Below are 16,220 nucleotides of genomic sequence, written 5' to 3' on the forward strand. Positions count from 1 at the left end.
CAGACCATGATCGACACTGCGTCCCAGACGAAAAGCCACACATGGATCGAAGACGCGCAAGGCATCGTTTTCGGCACCTTCATGTGCGCGCTGGGTCTGCAATTTCTGACCTTCCTGGGTCTGGTGACGGGCCAGACCGCGGGGCTGGCGGTGATCGTGTCCTACCTGACCGGCTGGCCGTTCGGTGCGGTGTTCTTCGTGGTCAATCTGCCCTTCTACTGGTTGGCCTGGCAGCGCATGGGCCGGATCTTCACCGTGAAGTCGCTGATCTCGGTCACGCTTTTGTCGGGCATGGTCGAGCTTCTGCCAGCGGGCCTGACGCTGGCGCATGTGACGCCCGCGCTGGGCGCGCTGATCGTGGGTGCGCTGACCGGCGCGGGGCTGCTGGCGCTGTTTCGCCATGGCGGCAGCCTGGGCGGAATCGGCGTGGTGGCCCTTTACCTGCAGGACCGCTTCGGGCTGAAGGCGGGATACGTCCAACTGGGCTTCGATGCCGCGCTCTTCTCGGTCGCCGCCTTCCTGTTTCCGCCCAGCCTGGTGTTCTACTCGTTGCTGGGCGCGGTCGTGCTGAACCTGATCATCGCTGTCAATCACCGGCGCGACCGCTATATCGCCACCTGATCGAAGGCGACGGCAAGGATCTGATTGATGTTCGAGTGGCTCAACACGCTCTGGGAAATCTTCCCCGAGCCCATGCGCAACCAGCTGGAAAACTACACCGTCGGGTTCTGGCGGATCCTGCCGCAGCTGGTCGCGGCGGTGGTGTTCTTCACGTTCATGTTCATCGTGATCCGCATCGTTCAATGGATCGTCCCGAAATCCCTAAAGAAGGCCCATGTCCGGCGCGCCCTGCGCGATGTGATCGTGATGCTGCTGACGGTGGGCTTCTGGCTGTTTACCGCGCTGATCACCTTGACCATCGCGGTGCCCACCATCACGCCCGGCAAAGCGCTGACCGCCCTTGGCGTGGGTGGCGTGGCCATCGGTTTCGCCTTCAAGGACGTGTTCGAGAATTTCCTGGCGGGCATCCTGCTGCTGATCCGCGAGCCGTTTTCGGTCGATGATTTTATCGAATGCGAAGGCATCGACGGCCAGGTCGAAGAGATCACGATCCGCGACACCCATGTGCGGCAAACCGACGGGCAGATGGTCGTTGCGCCAAACGCCATGTTCTTCAAGAACCCGGTGACCATCCGCACCTCGACCGCATTGCGCCGCACCACCGTCATCTGCGGCGTCGCCTATGGCGAAGACGTGGATCACTGCCGCGAGGTGATCATCGACGCGGTCAAGCAGGTGGATTCGGTGCGCGACGACGTGCGCGACGTGCAGATTTTCGCTCAGGAATTCGCGGCAAGCTCGATCAATTTCGAGATCACCTGGTGGACCGGATCGACGCCGCTCGACATCCGCCGCTCGCGCGACAAGGTCGTGGCGGCGGTCAAGCGCGCGCTGGACGACGCGGGCGTCGAGATCCCGTTCCCCTACCAGACGCTGACCTTTAAGGAGCCGCTGACGATCGTGCAGCAAAGCTCAGGGTCAGACGGGGACAAGAATATCTGATTTTCGGTTTCGCGGGTGCGACGTCAGGAACCGCTGGTCAATGCTGCGCCTGCGATGTAAGGCCCGCGCAACCCTGACATCTGTCCGCAAAGGCAATCCCCCATGGATCTGCGCAATATCGCCATTATCGCCCATGTCGACCACGGCAAAACCACGCTGGTCGACGAGCTTCTGAAACAGTCCGGTGCGTTCCGCGAAAACCAGTCCGTGGCCGAACGCGCCATGGACAGCAACGACCTGGAGCGCGAGCGTGGCATCACGATCCTGGCCAAGAACACGTCCGTGGAATGGAAGGGCACGCGCATCAACATCGTCGACACGCCCGGCCACGCCGATTTCGGCGGCGAGGTCGAGCGCATCCTGAGCATGGTTGACGGTGTCGTTCTGCTGGTCGATGCCGCCGAAGGTCCCATGCCCCAGACCAAGTTCGTCACCTCCAAGGCGCTGGCCCTAGGGCTGCGACCCATCGTGGTGCTGAACAAGGTCGACAAGCCCGATGCCGAGCCCGACCGCGCGCTGGACGAGGTGTTCGACCTCTTCGCCAATCTCGACGCGGACGAGGATCAGCTGGATTTCCCGCATCTCTACGCCTCGGGCCGGAACGGCTGGTGCGACGCCGAGCTGGACGGGCCGCGCAAGAACCTGGACGCGCTCTTCAACCTGGTCGTCCGCCACGTGCCGCCGCCCGCGCAGCAAAAGCGCGCGGACGAGGATTTCCGCATGCTGGCCACGACGCTGGGCGCCGACCCCTTCGTAGGCCGCCTGCTGACCGGCAGGGTCGAGTCGGGCCGCCTGAAGGTCGGCGCCACGGTGCAGGCGCTCAGCCGGTCGAACCAGAAGATCGAGCAGTTCCGCGTCACCCGCATCCAGGCCTTCCGCGGCCTCGGCCAGCAGGATATCGACGAAGCCGTCGCGGGCGATATCGTGTCGCTGGCGGGCATGTCCAAGGCCACCGTTGCCGACACGATCTGCGCGCTGGCCGTGGACGAAGCCCTGCCCGCCCAGCCCATCGATCCGCCCACCATCACGGTCACCTTCGGCATCAACGACAGCCCCCTTGCGGGCCGAGACGGCAAGAAGGTGCAGTCCCGCGTCATCCGCGAACGCTTGATGAAAGAGGCCGAGACCAACGTGGCGATCAAGGTCAGCGACACGCCCGGGGGCGAGGCCTTCGAGGTCGCGGGTCGCGGCGAATTGCAGATGGGCGTGCTGATCGAGAACATGCGCCGCGAGGGGTTCGAGCTGTCGATCTCGCGCCCCCAGGTGCTGCTGCGCGACATCGACGGTGTCCTGCATGAGCCCATCGAGGAAGCCACCATCGACGTGGACGACGAATATTCGGGCGCGGTCATCGAAAAGATCACCGGCGCGCGCAAGGGCGAGCTGGTCGAGATGAAGCAGGCCGGTGCGGGCAAGACCCGCATCATCGCCCATGTACCGTCGCGCGGTCTGATCGGCTATCACGGCGAGTTCCTGACCGACACCCGCGGCACCGGCGTTCTGAACCGCGTGTTCCACGCCTGGGCCCCGCACAAGGGCCCGATCCCGGGTCGTCGCCAGGGCGTACTGATCTCGATGGAGAACGGCGTCTCGGTGGCCTACGCGCTTTGGAACCTGGAAGACCGCGGCAAGTTCTTCATCGGCGCGCAGGAAGACGTCTATACCGGCATGATTCTGGGCGAGCACAATCGCGACAACGACCTCGAGATCAACCCGCTGAAGGGCAAGAAGCTGACCAACGTCCGCGCCTCGGGCACCGATGAAGCCGTGCGCCTGACAACCCCCGTCACGCTGTCACTGGAGCAGGCCATCGCCTATATCGACGACGACGAGCTTGTCGAGGTCACGCCCAACGCGATCCGTCTGCGCAAGCGCCATCTCGACCCGCACGAGCGCAAGCGCCAGGCCAAGGCAACCGCCTGACAGGTTGAAAACACGGGCCCCTGCGTCCAAGATCAGGTGATCCTGTTCCGACGTGGGGGGCTTCGCGATGCGCGTCTTGAGCCTAGTCTTGTTGAGCTTGACAATCGCCAATGGGGCGAATGCCGCATCGGAAGTCTGCCCCGAGATCGACGTGACCGCCGTGGCGGATGACCCCGCGGTGCGACGCATGATCTGCGCCGCGGCCAGCGAAAAGGCCAAGGCTCTTGCGGCGTGCAACATCCGCGTGCCGACGCCCCTGCGGATCACCGCCACGACGGATCTTCCGGTCGATTGCGCCGGGCTATACGATTGCCAGACCAAGGAAATCCTGGTGGCCACGCCCGATCACCTTGCCTCGATCGCGCGCCCCGACCGCCCCCTTCGGTTCCTTTCGCCGGACCTGGAATTCGCCAGCGTCATCGCGCACGAAATGACCCATGCCGCCTATGACCGCGTGCCTTGCCCGTTCGAGAATTGCCTGGCGACCACGGAATACCTAGCCTACGCGATGCAGATCCAGACCTTGCCGCCAGCCGCGCGCGCCGCGGTCACGTCGAACTTCACCTATGACCGGGACATTTCGCGCGACGAGATCAATCCCGTCTTCCTGCTGATGGCACCGGACAAGTTCTCACAAAAGGCGTGGCTGCACCTGTCCCAGCGCGACGCGCCTTGCGAGTTCGTGGACCAGATCATGCGGGGCAACATCCATTTCGATGTCGAGCACCCGTTCTAGGGATCGAGCTCGACGATGCAGAGCTCGCGCTCGGCCGCTCCTTTGGCGTGGCTCATGGCCGCCTGGTAAGCCTCCGACCGGTAGCAGGCTTCGGCGGCTTCGACGCTGGGAAAGCGCGCGACCACGTTGCGCGGCCGGTCAGGTCCTTCCAGTTGGACATAGCGCCCGCCTCGCGCGATGAACTCGCCGCCATGGGCCGCGATCGCGTCGGTTGCGAGCTCGGCGTATCGTCCGTAGGCCTCGGGATCCGAGACACGGACATGGGCGATCCAAAGGGCAGGCATGGCGGTCCTTTCATGCGTATGTGCGAAGCAGCGTGTCACCATGGCGGACGAAGAGCAATGCGAGCGTTTTGATCCTGCCATCTGTATTCAAGGCCGTGCAGATCCAACTGGGCATTACTCCTGCCCGGCCCTGTTGTATCGTACAAAAAAGGGCTCACCGGATCTTGGCAAGCCCTCAAATCAATAGTTCGGAAGCCGAAAAGACGATCAGTCTTCCATCAGGTCGTCGCCGTCATCCAAGGGCCCGGCCCCGTCGAAGTCCAGCCCGTGCGCGGCGCGGATCTTGTCCTCGATCTCGAGCGCCATGGCAGGATTTTCCTTCAGGAACGTCTTCGCGTTCTCGCGACCTTGGCCGATCCGCTCATCCCCGTAAGAGAACCACGAACCCGACTTGTCCACGATCCCGGCCTTCACGCCCATGTCCAAGAGCTCGCCGGTTTTCGAAATCCCCTCGCCATACATGATGTCGAATTCGACCACCTTGAAAGGCGGCGCGACCTTGTTCTTGACGACCTTGACCTTGGTCTGGTTGCCCACGACTTCATCGCGATCCTTGATCGATCCGATGCGACGGATGTCCAGGCGGACCGACGAGTAGAATTTCAATGCGTTGCCGCCCGTCGTCGTCTCGGGGCTGCCGAACATCACGCCGATCTTCATGCGGATCTGGTTGATAAAAATCACCGTGCAGCCGGTGCGGCTGATCGAGCCGGTGAGCTTTCGCATCGCCTGGCTCATCAGGCGTGCGTGGACGCCGACCGAGCTGTCGCCCATGTCGCCCTCGAGCTCGGATTTCGGAGTCAGCGCAGCGACCGAATCGACCACCACCATGCTGACGGCGCCGGACCGGACCAGTGTATCGGTGATTTCGAGAGCCTGCTCGCCGGTGTCGGGCTGGCTGATCAGCAACTCATCGAGATTCACGCCAAGTTTGCGCGCGTATTGCGGATCGAGCGCGTGTTCGGCGTCGACGAAGGCGCAAACCCCACCCTTCTTCTGCTCTTCGGCCACGGAGTGCAGCGTCAGCGTAGTCTTGCCCGAGCTTTCGGGGCCGTAGATCTCGACGATACGTCCCTTGGGCAAGCCGCCGATCCCCAGCGCGATGTCCAGGCCCAGCGAGCCGGTGGAGGTCGATTCGATGTCCGGCAACTGATTGTCGCCGCCCAGTTTCATGATCGAGCCCTTGCCGAACTGCCGTTCGATCTGCGCCAGCGCCGAGTCGAGCGCCTTTTGCTTGTCAGTGTTCTGCTTTTCAGCCATGTCCAGAAGTCCAGCCTTGCCCATATCTCTGCTCCTTATTTCATGCACGCGCGTCGGCGACAACGCGCCTTGATGTTCTATTATTGTTCCCTTCCAGTTCTGGCACAAAATAAGAACATTTCAACAAAAATCGTTCGGTGCGCCCGGATTTCTCCGATCACTCTTCATGCGTCCTCCGTTTGCGCGGCCAGCGACAGCTCGGCTTCGACCGCCGAGGTCAGGTCCACCAGCGAAAACGGCTTGGGAAGGAAACGCGACTGCGGAATGGCGGCCTGGTTCTCGGCAAAACTTTCCTCGGCGTAGCCCGAAACGAAGATCACCCGCGTGTCGGGTCGCTGGACCAGGGCCTCGCGCACCCACGATGGCCCGTCGCGCCCCGGCATGATGACGTCGGTCACGAAGACATCGATCCGGACAGACGGGTCCTGCACGATCTTAAGCGCCGCCTCGGCGTGCTCGGCCTCGATGACTTGGTGGCCGCGCAGGCGCAACGCGCGGGCCGCGAATGCGCGGACGGGCGCTTCGTCTTCGACCAGAAGTATGCGCCCTTCGCGCCCGGTCGACGCGACCTTCGGTGGCGCAATCTCGACCCGCCTGGCGGATGACGGCGCCGCGCTGGCCGGAAAATAAAGGCTGAAGGTCGTGCCCTTGCCGACTTCGGAGCGGGCGAAGATGTATCCGCCGGTCTGCTTGACGATTCCATAAGCCGTCGACAGGCCCAGGCCTGTGCCCTCGCCCGTGCGCTTGGTGGTGAAGAACGGCTCGAAGATCTTCGGCATCTTGTCATCCGGGATCCCGATCCCCTGATCGATGACCTCGACGATGGTATATCGGCCGGCGGGAACATCCACGCGCCCATGGGGTTCGGGAAGATCGAGCTGTAGCATCCGCGTCAGAATCTGGATCGTGCCGCCCTCGGGCATGGCATCGCGGGCATTCACCACCAGGTTCATGATGACCTGTTCCAATTGGCGCTTGTCGGCCCGCACCATTTGCAGGTTCGGATCGTGCGAGATCGACAGGCTGACCCGCTCGCCCACGAGACGGTTCAGCAGATGGGTCAAATCCGACAGGATGTCGCGCAGATCCAGCGTTTCGGGGCGCAGGTTCTGCTTGCGCGAAAAGGCCAGAAGCTGGCCGACCAGCGATGCCGCACGGTTGGCGTTCTGGTTGATCTGCTCGAGATCGGCGAAATCCTGGTCACCGGGATCGTGGCGCAGCAACAGCAAGTCGCAATGCCCGCTGATGGCCGTCAGCAGGTTGTTGAAATCGTGCGCCACGCCGCCGGCCAATTGCCCGATCGCCTGCATCTTCTGGCTTTGAACGAACTGCGCTTCCAGTGTTTTCAGCTCGGTCGCGTCGCTCAGGACCGCCATCATCGGGCCGTCCGAGCCGTCGCCCGCCTGGTCCAGCGTCACCTGCACGAAAAGATCGCCAACCGCCCGCGAGGCGCGCATGACCTCGGGGCGACCGCGCGCGCGGCCGTCGAACGCATCGGCCAGCCAGTCCGCCACCTGGCGCCCCAAGCCTTCCACCAACGACTGCAGCGTCGCCACTTCGCCGGGTTCGAGCAGCAGCAGCTGGCGTGCCAGGCGGTTCGCGCGGGTCACCGAGCCGTCGCGTTCCAGTTGCAGAAGCGGAACCGGAAGGCTTTCGAACTGACCCGACGGATCTTCGTCGCGGGCTTCGGTGAACGTGATCTCTTGCAGGCCGTCGCCAAGCTCGCGGCGGGTCGCGTAGACCTGGACGCTGCGATTGGCCAACCGCACCCCTTGGGTCGTGTCGGGGCGCAGCGGCGGATCCACGAACAGATCCGCTAAAAGAAGGGGCGATGCGTCGAGCTGATCGAGCAAATCCGGCGATATCCACATGATATTGCCGTCTCCATCCGACCGGAGCTGCCAGGCCGCCCCTGCCCGCTGTCCCGTTTCCGGCTCGAGCCGCCAGACCACGCGATCGGACGAAACCCGCGTCAGCGCGAGCGTCCGCGCGGCGCCATCCAGGCGAATACCCCCGCGGGCCATCCCGGACGACCGGGCCTGACCCAGAAGCACGGCGACGGACGGCTGAAGATCAAGATCCGGACGCGCGAGCGCATCGAGGATCTCGAGCCCGTCGCTGATCCCGAGGGCCGTGCTGGAACGGGCGTTGCGCCACAGGACAACACCCTGGGCATCGGTCACGAAAACCGGCGATTGATCCGCCTGGAAGAGCGTGCGCAGATGCCTGTCCACGCGCAGGGGCGACGCGCGGCGCAGACCGGTGGCAACGGCCAGGATGGTGACGACACCGGCCAGGGTAACCGCGCCCGCGGCCAGGAAGGACCCCGAAGGACCGCCCTGCACCGTCAACGCGGCAGCCACGCAGAGCGCAGCCACGGCTGTCAGCCCTGCCAATGACGGGGCAAGGCCGGGCAGCACGCGGGTCGATGGCACGCGGGTATCGGACACGCAATTCCTTTCGATCTGAAGCTCGCACGTTCATGGCACGGCCGAGGTTAATGCCGGATTAACCAAACAAAACCTTCAGCGGGATCGCGCCCGGATACAACCTTTGGAAGTGCTATGACGCGCCTTTGCGCAGGATGGTTGCAAAAAATCCGTCACCGCCGTCGAGCGGGGTCCAGTTCCTGACCGTCTCCAGCCGGAACGCGGGCCAATCCGCCAGGAACAGCTCAACCTGCGCGTCGTTTTCGGCCCGCATCAGCGAGCATGTCGCATAGGCCAGCACGCCGCCCGCGATTACCTTGTCCGCGGCCGCGTGCAGGATTGCCCGCTGCTGCACCAACAGCGCGTCGAAATCCGCGCGGCTCAGTCGGATCTTGCCTTCGGGGCTGCGCCGCCACGCCCCAGATCCCGAACACGGAGCGTCGGCGAGGACCAGATCGTAAGGGGGCTCGGCCGCCAATTCGTCTGCGCCGCGCAAGGTCACAGATGCGCCTGCCCTCTCGGCGCGGGCCAACAGGGGCTGGAGCCGTGCGGCCGAGATGTCGTGGGCGTGGTAAAGCGCCCGGTGCCGTCCGGCCATCGCCAGTGTCTTGCCGCCGCCGCCCGCGCAATAGTCCAGCACGCGCCGCGTGCCCGCCAGCGGCAGGGCGTCCACCAGCGCCTGGCTGGCGGCGTCCTGAAGCTCGATCAGGCCTTGCGCGAAGGCCCGCGATCCGGCGACGGCGCGCGGGCGGGCCGTGACGAGTAAGGCGGTGGGCGACAGCGGATGGGGCACCGTCTCGATGCCTTCTGTGGCCAGGGCCGATTGTGCGTCGTCGCGTGTGGCCTTCAACAGGTTGACGCGCAGGAAGACCGGGGCGCGGCTGCGCAGAAGCTCCATGACCGGGTCAAACTCGGCGCCCAGGCTGGCCCGCAGGTCTTCGGCGAAGTCGGGCGGGCAATCGCATGCCGCCAAGGGGTCGGGCGCAGCGCCCGCTGCTATTTCGGCCTCGCCGAGCGTCGCCGGACCGTAGCCTTGCCCGGTGAAAAGCGTTGCCGGATCTTCCCCGATCCCGCGCAGATAGCCGAGCATGCGGGCGCGCCCCGTCTCGCCGCCACCCAAGGCCGCCGAGGACCACCAGCGCCGCACCACATCGAAGACGAGATCGCGCACGGCGGCGCGATCTTTCGAGCCCGCGTGGCGCGCGTCCCGCGCCCAGCGGAGGAGGACACGCTCGGTAGGCTCGCCGCGGGTGACGAGATCCAGGCATTCGATCGCCGTCTGGACACGGGCCGCAGGTGTCATGCCTGGCGGCGGCCCGTGGCGGGCGTCAGGCGAAGTGGGATACGTTCACCGAACCAACCGCCCGCCGCAAGGGCCAGATCAGGATTCAAAACCCCATAATCCGTATTCAAATCAGCGGATTGCACCCCATACTTTAAGGATCTCAGGGCGGATTCAGTCAACTCTGCCGCATGGGCCGACACCCCTAGCCGAGCCGGTAATTGGGCGATTCCCGCGTGATCGTCACGTCGTGGACGTGGCTTTCCTTCAGCCCCGCGCCGGTGATCTTCACGAAGCGGCAGTTGCGGCGCATCTCGTCGATCGTCGCGTTGCCGGTATAGCCCATGGCCGCGCGCAGGCCGCCCACGAGCTGGTGCATCACCGCGCTGGCCGTCCCCTTGTAGGGCACCTGGCCTTCGATCCCTTCGGGCACCAGCTTGTCGCTGGCCGCGTCCTTCTGGAAATACCGATCCGCCGAGCCGCGGGCCATCGCGCTGAGCGATCCCATGCCCCGATAGCTCTTGAAACTGCGGCCCTGGTACAGAATGACCTCGCCGGGGCTTTCATCCGTTCCCGCGATCATGCCGCCGATCATGGCGCAGGATGCGCCCGCGGCGATGGCCTTGGCGAAATCGCCCGAGAACTTGATCCCGCCATCGGCGATCACCGGAACATCTCCGGCACCCTGGACCGCATCCATGATCGCGGTCAGCTGCGGCACGCCCACGCCCGCGACCATGCGCGTCGTGCAGATCGAGCCCGGCCCGATCCCCACCTTCACCGCATCCGCGCCCGCATCGACCAGCGCCCGCGCACCTTCGGCGGTGGCCACGTTGCCGGCGATGATCTGCACCTCGTTGGACAGCGACTTGGCGCGGCGCACGGCCTCGGCCACGCCCGCGCTGTGCCCGTGGGCCGTGTCGATCACGACGATGTCGACGCCCGCATCCACCAGCGCGGCGGACCGCTCGTAGCCCGCATCGCCCACGGTGGTCGCAGCGGCGACGCGCAGGCGACCCAGCCGGTCCTTGCAGGCCTGCGGGTTCAGCACGGCCTGCTCGCTGTCCTTCAGGGTCAGCAAACCGGTCAGCTTGCCGTCGGCATCGACGACCAGCAGCTTCTCGATCCGGCGCGCCTTCATCAGGCTCTTGGCCTCTTCCAGGTCGGCCGGCTCGTTGAGCACGGCCAGGTTATCCGACGTCATCATCGCCTTGACCGGCGTGCGATCGTCGCTGGCGAAGCGCATGTCGCGATTGGTGACAATTCCCACGACCCGGCCCCGCGCATCGACCACCGGGAAGCCGGTGACGCGATACTTTTCCTGCAGCGCCTTTGCGTCGGCCAGGGTCTGATCGGGGGTGAGTGTTATGGGCTTGTAGACCACGCCGCTTTCGAAGCGTTTCACGCGCCGGACCTCGTCGGATTGCGCATCCACGTCCAGATTGCGGTGGATCACGCCGATCCCGCCCGCCTGCGCCATGGCGATGGCCATCCGCGCTTCGGTCACGGTGTCCATGGCCGAGCTGAGCAGCGGGATATTCATGGTGATGTCGCGCGTCGCGCGCGTCCGGGTATCCGCCGTCGAAGGCATCACGGTGGAAGCGGCGGGCAGCAACAGAACATCGTCGAAGGTCAGGGCCTCGCGAATCTCCATGGGATGATCTCCTTGGGAGGCTTCGATTGACGCCCTGCTATTTCACGGACCGCGGGGATTGGAAAGCCCTAGCGCGGCTTCAGCGACTGCGCCGTTTCGGCGCGCCGGTGGATGGCGTGCGCCAGAAGTGCTATATCCCCGCCGACAGCGATGAAGTCGCCGCCCAGCTCGACCAGGCCAGCGATCGCCGCCTCGTCGAAGGTGATCAGCCCCACGGCCTTGCCCGCCGCCTTGATCCGCCGCACCGCGTCGCGGATGGCGTCCTGGACCTCCGGGTGCCCGGTATTGCCCAGGTGACCCAGCGACGCGGCCAGATCGGCGGGGCCCAGGAAAACGCAGTCCACCCCGTCGACGGCGGCGATGTCGTCCAGGTTGTCCAGCGCCTCGACGGTCTCGGCCTGCACGATCAGGCAGATCTGGTCGCAGGCATTCGGCAGGTAGTCGGTGTTCGCGCCATAGGAGGTCGCGCGCGCCATCGCGGCGCCCACGCCGCGGATGCCATGCGGCGGATAGCGGGTCGCGCGTACCATCTCGCGCGCCTGCTCCGCGGTGTTGACCATGGGGATCAGCAGGGTCTGAAGGCCCAGGTCCAGCGCCTGCTTGACCAGCCGCACGTCGCCCACCGGCAGGCGCATGGCCACCGCCGCGTCGCCGCCCGCCATCGCCTGAAGCTGCGCCAGCACCAAGGGCAGAGCTGTGGGCGCGTGCTCGCCATCGATCAGGCACCAGTCGAAACCCGCGCGCGACGCGATCTCGGCAATGGTGGGGTTCGCAGAGGCAAGCCAAAGCCCGAACTGGACGTGACCGGCTTTCATCGCGGACTTGACGCGGTTTTCGGGCGCGGGCATGGCCACCATCCTTTCCTAAACTCGCGCGATGCTATGCGCAGGACACCCGGCGCGAAAGCTGCTTTGCGCGGAATTTGTGTGGAAACTCGCACGCGCGGTGACGGAGGCGAAGAAACTCACTCCGAAATCTCCCCTCCGATCAACGGTTTGCGCGGTGTCGTCCATCCCGCACCATTTGCCACTTGATCCCCCGCGCCCAGCCCCGATGATACGCGCACAAACATCCGAGGCGACTTAATCGCCCGCACGAAACCAAGGGAGACTGACATGTCCAACATGATGAGCCGCGTGGCCCTGGCCGCGCTTGCCACTGCGTTCGCCACCGAAGCCATGGCCACCGAATGGAACGCCTCGCTCTGGGGCAAGCGCCGCGCGTTTACCGAGCATGTCGAAAAGCTGGCCGAGCTGGTCGCCGAAAAGACCAACGGCGAGTTCACCATCAATGTCAGCTATGGCGGGCTGTCGAAGAACACCGAGAACCTGGATGGTATCTCAATCGGCGCGTTCGAGATGGCCCAGTTCTGCGCGGGCTACCACCGCGACAAGAACCGCGCGATCACCGTGCTGGAACTGCCGTTCCTGGGCGTCGAGAACTTGGACCAGGAGGTGGCCGTCAGCCACGCGGTCTACGACCACCCCGCCGTGGCCGAGGAAATGGCCCAGTGGAACGCCAAGATGCTGATGACCAGCCCGATGCCGCAATACAACCTGGTCGGCACCGGCGAGCCGCGCGACGAACTGTCGGAATTCGAAGGCATGCGCGTTCGCGCCACGGGCGGCCTGGGCGACGCGTTCGCCGCCGTGGGCGCCGTGCCCACCTCGGTCACCTCGTCCGAGGCCTACCAGGCGATGGAATCCGGCGTCGTCGATACCGTCGCCTTCGCCCAGCACGCCCACCTTTCCTTCGGCACCATCAACGAAGCCGACTGGTGGACCGCCAACCTGAACCCCGGCACCGTCAACTGCCCCGTGGTCGTCAACATCGACGCCTACGAGGCGCTGAGCCCAGAGCACCGCGAAGCCCTCGACAGCTCGGTGCCCGAAGCGATCGATTACTACCTGGCCAATTACGGCGAGCTCCTGGCCCGCTGGGACACGGTGCTCGAGGAAAAGGGCGTGAACAAGGTGCAGATCTCGGACGAGACGCTGGCCGAGTTCAAATCCGTGGCCGACCCGATCCACGCCGAATGGATCGAGACCATGTCGGCGCAGGGCATGCCCGCCCAAGAGCTGTACGACCTGGTGCAAAAGACCCTGGCCGAAGCCAAGTCCGGCAGCTGAACCGCGCCTGAATCCGCCCCGGCCCTGCGCCGGGGCCACGCGCCGCGCTCTGACAGGGGTGCGGCGTTCCGCTAGAAGGAGGGTGCCATGGCCGGTGGGGCTGCGATACTGGAAGACGATAGCACGATCAGCCGCGTCGATCGCGCCTTGGTGCCGCTGGAACGGCTGATGGCCCTGATCTCGGGCTTCGGCGTGTTCGGCCTGATGGTTCTTGCCGTCGTCTCGGTCACGGGGAGGCAGTTCTTCAACAAGCCCCTGCCCGGCTACGTGGACTGGATCGAGCTTGCGATGCCGCTGATCGCTTTCCTGGGCATATCCTACATGCAGCGGCTGGGCGGTCACATCCGCATGGATATCGTCGTGGGCCAGCTGAAGGGCCGCGTCCTGTGGGCCGCCGAATTCGTCACCACGCTGGCGATCATGCTGGTGATCGCCGCCCTGATCTGGGGCAGCTGGGCGCATTTCCAGCGCAGCTTCGACTTCGGATCGCCCCTGTGGTCGCGCGACAGTACCATCGACATCGGCCTGCCCATCTGGCCCGCCAAGCTGATCGTGCCGGTGGCCTACAGCGTGCTGCTGTTGCGCCTTCTCATCCAGCTCTGGGGCTTCGGCCGCGCGTTCGTGCGCGGTGACGACCAGCCGGTCGCGGTGCCGCTGATCCTGTCGGCCGCCGAACAGGCGCAACTCGAGGCCAGCCATATCGAGGGGCGTGACTGATGGACAGCATCGAAATCGGCCTGTGGGTCACCGGCGGCCTGCTGGTCCTCGTCGTTCTGGGCATGCGCGTGGCCTTCGCCGCCGCCTTCGCGGGGCTGGTGGGCCTGATCTGGATCTTCTGGTCCAAGAAGGGCTACGACCCGTCCGAGCTGGGCTGGGCCCTGACCGTTGCCATCAAGACGGCCGGACAGGTGCCCCACGGCAAGGTGGCGTCCCAGGCGCTGTCCCTGATCCCCACCTTCATCCTGATCGGCTATCTCGCCTATTACGCGGGCCTCACGCGGGCACTGTTCGAAGCCGCCAAACGCTGGATCGCCTGGGTTCCCGGCGGCCTGGCCGTCTCGACCGTCTTTGCCACCGCGGGCTTTGCCGCGGTGTCGGGCGCCTCGGTCGCCACGGCCGCCGTCTTCGCGCGCATCGCCATCCCCGAGATGCTGAAAGTGGGCTACGACAAGCGCTTCGCCGCGGGCGTGGTGGCGGCGGGCGGGACGCTCGCGTCGCTGATCCCGCCATCGGCCATCCTGGTGATCTATGCCATTATTGTCGAGCAGGACGTGGGCAAGCTGCTGCTGGCGGGCTTCATTCCGGGCGTGGTGTCGGCCTTCATCTACGCGGGCCTCATCATCTTGCTGGCGCTGACGATCAAGGGCTTCGGCCCGCCCGTCACGGGCTTCACCTGGCGCCAGCGTTTTTCATCTCTGCCGCCCGCGCTACCGATCCTGGCCGTGGTCGTGATCATCATCTTCTTCGTCTACAATCCCTTCGGCGGCGACGCCTGGGGCACACCCACCGAAGGCGGCGCGGTGGGCGCCTTTATCGTCTTCCTGATGGCGCTGCTGCACGGGATGCGCTGGCCCGAGCTGAAGGACGCGCTGATCGAGACCGCCAAGCTTTCCACCATGATCTTCGCCATCATCTGGGGCGTGCTGATCTACGTGCGATTCCTGGGCTTCGCGGACCTGCCCGGCGCCTTTGCCGACTGGATCACGTCGCTCGAGCAATCACCCATGCTGACGCTGATCTTCATCCTGCTGGCCTATGCGGTGCTGGGGATGTTCATGGACGCGATCGGGATGCTGCTGCTCACGCTTCCCGTCGTCTACCCGGCGGTGATGGCGCTGAACGGGGGCGAATTCGTCAGCGCCGCCGACAGCGCCTTCGGCATGTCGGGGCCCATGTGCGCCATCTGGTTCGGGATCCTGGTGGTGAAGATGGCCGAGTTCTGCCTGATCACGCCACCCATCGGCTTGAATTGCTTCGTGGTGGCCGGCGTGCGGCCCGATATCTCGGTTCAGGACGTCTTCAAAGGTGTGATGCCGTTCTTCGTGGCCGATGCGGTGACCATCGCGACGCTGGTCGCCTTCCCGTCCATCGTGCTCTGGCTGCCGTCACTGGCCTGAGCCCACGGGGTCAGCAACCGCATCGGCGGCGCGGCCACCTGCCGCGCACCGGTGCCCAGCTTGAACCGCGTCAGGCCCGGCAGACGCGTTGCATCCACGATCCCAAGGTCCATGCGCGCGTCGCCGCGTTCCTCGGCGTCCCGCATCGCCCGCCATAACAGCAGGTTATGCGCTGACAGCTTGCGCCCGGTCTCGGTCGTGTGCCCCAACTCGTAGCGCATCTGCCGACCGTGCCTCAGGCAGGTCACGCCGGCCACGCGCACGCCGTCCTTCCAGGCGATGAGCGTCTCGACGCAGTCGGGATCCAGCGCCGCAACGCGCTTCACCCACAAGGCGGGCAAAGCGCGATAGCCGCGTGACCGCCGCTGTCGCAATTCGCAATCCATCAGCCAGTCCGACAGCCCGCGCATCCGGCAAACCTGCAAGCCCGCGCGCTCTGCTGCCGATAATCGGTTGCGCCACTTCTTGCCCAGCCCGGCCCGCAATCCAGAAGTCAGGACCAGCTCGGCCCGATCGGCGACCTGCCGCACGATGCGGCCCGCCTCGGGCGACAGCACGAAGGGGTGCCCGGGCAGCGCGCGGCGCAGGTCGGTCATCTCGGCCGTCGCTACCCCGTGCACGCCCCGCGGAAACCACAGGACGCGAAAGGGCCCGATCCCGCGCTCGATCCCTTGCGCAAGGGCCACGGTCTGTCCGCCCGACACCAACCGCCAGCGGGCCAGTCGCGCGCCGAAGCTCTCGGCCACCGCGCCGTAAAGCCAGGACTGCTCGAACGGCGCATCGCGCGCAGCGGCTTCCCAGGCATCCCGGTCCAGATCGTTCAAGCGCCAATACATGGCACGA

Annotated in this window: 14 protein-coding genes; 7 read left to right on the top strand and 7 right to left on the bottom strand. The window is 65.4% G+C overall.

Annotated elements, in window-relative coordinates; genetic code table 11:
• The first annotated feature begins 6 nt into the window (after positions 1 to 6).
• The 4 genes from ILP92_RS09770 (at position 7) to ILP92_RS09785 (ending at position 4,222) form a co-directional block, all read left to right on the top strand.
• Positions 7 to 621 carry a YitT family protein gene (locus ILP92_RS09770; RefSeq protein ID WP_198916196.1) on the top strand — a complete coding sequence of 205 codons (615 nt, stop codon included), beginning with the start codon at positions 7 to 9 and terminating at the stop codon, positions 619 to 621.
• A 72-nt stretch (positions 622 to 693) separates the two neighbouring features.
• Positions 694 to 1,563 (top strand): mechanosensitive ion channel family protein, encoded by an 870-nt coding sequence (locus tag ILP92_RS09775; protein ID WP_198916285.1) that lies wholly within the window; start codon positions 694 to 696, stop codon positions 1,561 to 1,563.
• Between the two features lie 102 nt (positions 1,564 to 1,665).
• Positions 1,666 to 3,486 (top strand): translational GTPase TypA, encoded by a 1,821-nt coding sequence (gene typA / locus ILP92_RS09780; protein WP_198916197.1) that lies wholly within the window; start codon positions 1,666 to 1,668, stop codon positions 3,484 to 3,486.
• 88 nt (positions 3,487 to 3,574) lie between these two features.
• Positions 3,575 to 4,222: a DUF6639 family protein gene (locus tag ILP92_RS09785; protein ID WP_198916198.1), complete on the top strand. Its 648-nt coding sequence runs from the start codon at positions 3,575 to 3,577 to the stop codon at positions 4,220 to 4,222.
• On the opposite strand, the gene ILP92_RS09790 is transcribed toward ILP92_RS09785, so the two are convergent.
• The 6 genes from ILP92_RS09790 to ILP92_RS09815 form a co-directional block, all read right to left on the bottom strand.
• On the bottom strand, positions 4,219 to 4,506 hold the full coding sequence (locus ILP92_RS09790) for a DUF1330 domain-containing protein (protein WP_198916199.1): 288 nt from the start codon (positions 4,504 to 4,506) through the stop codon (positions 4,219 to 4,221). The genes ILP92_RS09785 and ILP92_RS09790 overlap by 4 nt on opposite strands.
• Before the next feature lie 207 nt (positions 4,507 to 4,713).
• Complete coding sequence (recA, locus tag ILP92_RS09795; protein WP_198916200.1) at positions 4,714 to 5,790, bottom strand: recombinase RecA; 1,077 nt, start codon at positions 5,788 to 5,790, stop codon at positions 4,714 to 4,716.
• A gap of 140 nt (positions 5,791 to 5,930) precedes the next feature.
• On the bottom strand, positions 5,931 to 8,216 hold the full coding sequence (locus ILP92_RS09800; protein WP_368667862.1) for an ATP-binding protein: 2,286 nt from the start codon (positions 8,214 to 8,216) through the stop codon (positions 5,931 to 5,933).
• 112 nt (positions 8,217 to 8,328) lie between these two features.
• Positions 8,329 to 9,498 (bottom strand): RsmB/NOP family class I SAM-dependent RNA methyltransferase, encoded by a 1,170-nt coding sequence (locus ILP92_RS09805; RefSeq protein ID WP_198916201.1) that lies wholly within the window; start codon positions 9,496 to 9,498, stop codon positions 8,329 to 8,331.
• Positions 9,499 to 9,682: 184 nt separating this feature from the next.
• Positions 9,683 to 11,131, bottom strand: a complete 1,449-nt coding sequence (guaB, locus tag ILP92_RS09810; RefSeq protein ID WP_198916202.1) for an IMP dehydrogenase — start codon at positions 11,129 to 11,131, stop codon at positions 9,683 to 9,685.
• 68 nt (positions 11,132 to 11,199) lie between these two features.
• Entirely contained in the window at positions 11,200 to 11,979 is a 780-nt protein-coding gene (locus ILP92_RS09815; protein WP_198916203.1) for an HpcH/HpaI aldolase family protein, read from the bottom strand.
• A gap of 267 nt (positions 11,980 to 12,246) precedes the next feature.
• Here ILP92_RS09815 and ILP92_RS09820 point away from each other — a divergent pair, with 267 nt between their 5' ends.
• The 3 genes from ILP92_RS09820 (at position 12,247) to ILP92_RS09830 (ending at position 15,377) form a co-directional block, all read left to right on the top strand.
• Positions 12,247 to 13,260, top strand: a complete 1,014-nt coding sequence (locus tag ILP92_RS09820; RefSeq protein ID WP_198916204.1) for a C4-dicarboxylate TRAP transporter substrate-binding protein — start codon at positions 12,247 to 12,249, stop codon at positions 13,258 to 13,260.
• 87 nt (positions 13,261 to 13,347) lie between these two features.
• Positions 13,348 to 13,977 carry a TRAP transporter small permease subunit gene (locus ILP92_RS09825; protein WP_198916205.1) on the top strand — a complete coding sequence of 210 codons (630 nt, stop codon included), beginning with the start codon at positions 13,348 to 13,350 and terminating at the stop codon, positions 13,975 to 13,977.
• The gene (locus ILP92_RS09830; protein ID WP_198916206.1) at positions 13,977 to 15,377 is read left to right on the top strand and encodes a TRAP transporter large permease; all 1,401 of its coding nucleotides are present in this window, start codon (positions 13,977 to 13,979) and stop codon (positions 15,375 to 15,377) included. Before ILP92_RS09825 ends, ILP92_RS09830 begins: the two co-directional genes overlap by 1 nt.
• Here the strand turns inward: ILP92_RS09830 and ILP92_RS09835 are convergent.
• On the bottom strand, positions 15,269 to 16,213 hold the full coding sequence (locus ILP92_RS09835) for a GNAT family N-acetyltransferase (RefSeq protein ID WP_198916207.1): 945 nt from the start codon (positions 16,211 to 16,213) through the stop codon (positions 15,269 to 15,271). The genes ILP92_RS09830 and ILP92_RS09835 overlap by 109 nt on opposite strands.
• Positions 16,214 to 16,220: the final 7 nt, after the last annotated feature.

Origin of the sequence: Palleronia pontilimi (assembly GCF_016412875.1) — a bacterium.
Taxonomy (GTDB): Bacteria; Pseudomonadota; Alphaproteobacteria; order Rhodobacterales; family Rhodobacteraceae; genus Palleronia; species Palleronia pontilimi.

Coding starts and splice junctions, on each gene's coding strand:
- ILP92_RS09770 (WP_198916196.1), top strand. CDS start 7: ATGATCGACACTGCGTCCCAGACGAAAAGCCACACATGGATCGAAGAC.
- ILP92_RS09775 (WP_198916285.1), top strand. CDS start 694: ATGCGCAACCAGCTGGAAAACTACACCGTCGGGTTCTGGCGGATCCTG.
- typA (WP_198916197.1), top strand. CDS start 1,666: ATGGATCTGCGCAATATCGCCATTATCGCCCATGTCGACCACGGCAAA.
- ILP92_RS09790 (WP_198916199.1), bottom strand. CDS start 4,506: ATGCCTGCCCTTTGGATCGCCCATGTCCGTGTCTCGGATCCCGAGGCC.
- recA (WP_198916200.1), bottom strand. CDS start 5,790: ATGGGCAAGGCTGGACTTCTGGACATGGCTGAAAAGCAGAACACTGAC.
- ILP92_RS09805 (WP_198916201.1), bottom strand. CDS start 9,498: ATGACACCTGCGGCCCGTGTCCAGACGGCGATCGAATGCCTGGATCTC.
- guaB (WP_198916202.1), bottom strand. CDS start 11,131: ATGGAGATTCGCGAGGCCCTGACCTTCGACGATGTTCTGTTGCTGCCC.
- ILP92_RS09815 (WP_198916203.1), bottom strand. CDS start 11,979: ATGCCCGCGCCCGAAAACCGCGTCAAGTCCGCGATGAAAGCCGGTCAC.
- ILP92_RS09820 (WP_198916204.1), top strand. CDS start 12,247: ATGTCCAACATGATGAGCCGCGTGGCCCTGGCCGCGCTTGCCACTGCG.
- ILP92_RS09825 (WP_198916205.1), top strand. CDS start 13,348: ATGGCCGGTGGGGCTGCGATACTGGAAGACGATAGCACGATCAGCCGC.
- ILP92_RS09830 (WP_198916206.1), top strand. CDS start 13,977: ATGGACAGCATCGAAATCGGCCTGTGGGTCACCGGCGGCCTGCTGGTC.
- ILP92_RS09835 (WP_198916207.1), bottom strand. CDS start 16,213: ATGTATTGGCGCTTGAACGATCTGGACCGGGATGCCTGGGAAGCCGCT.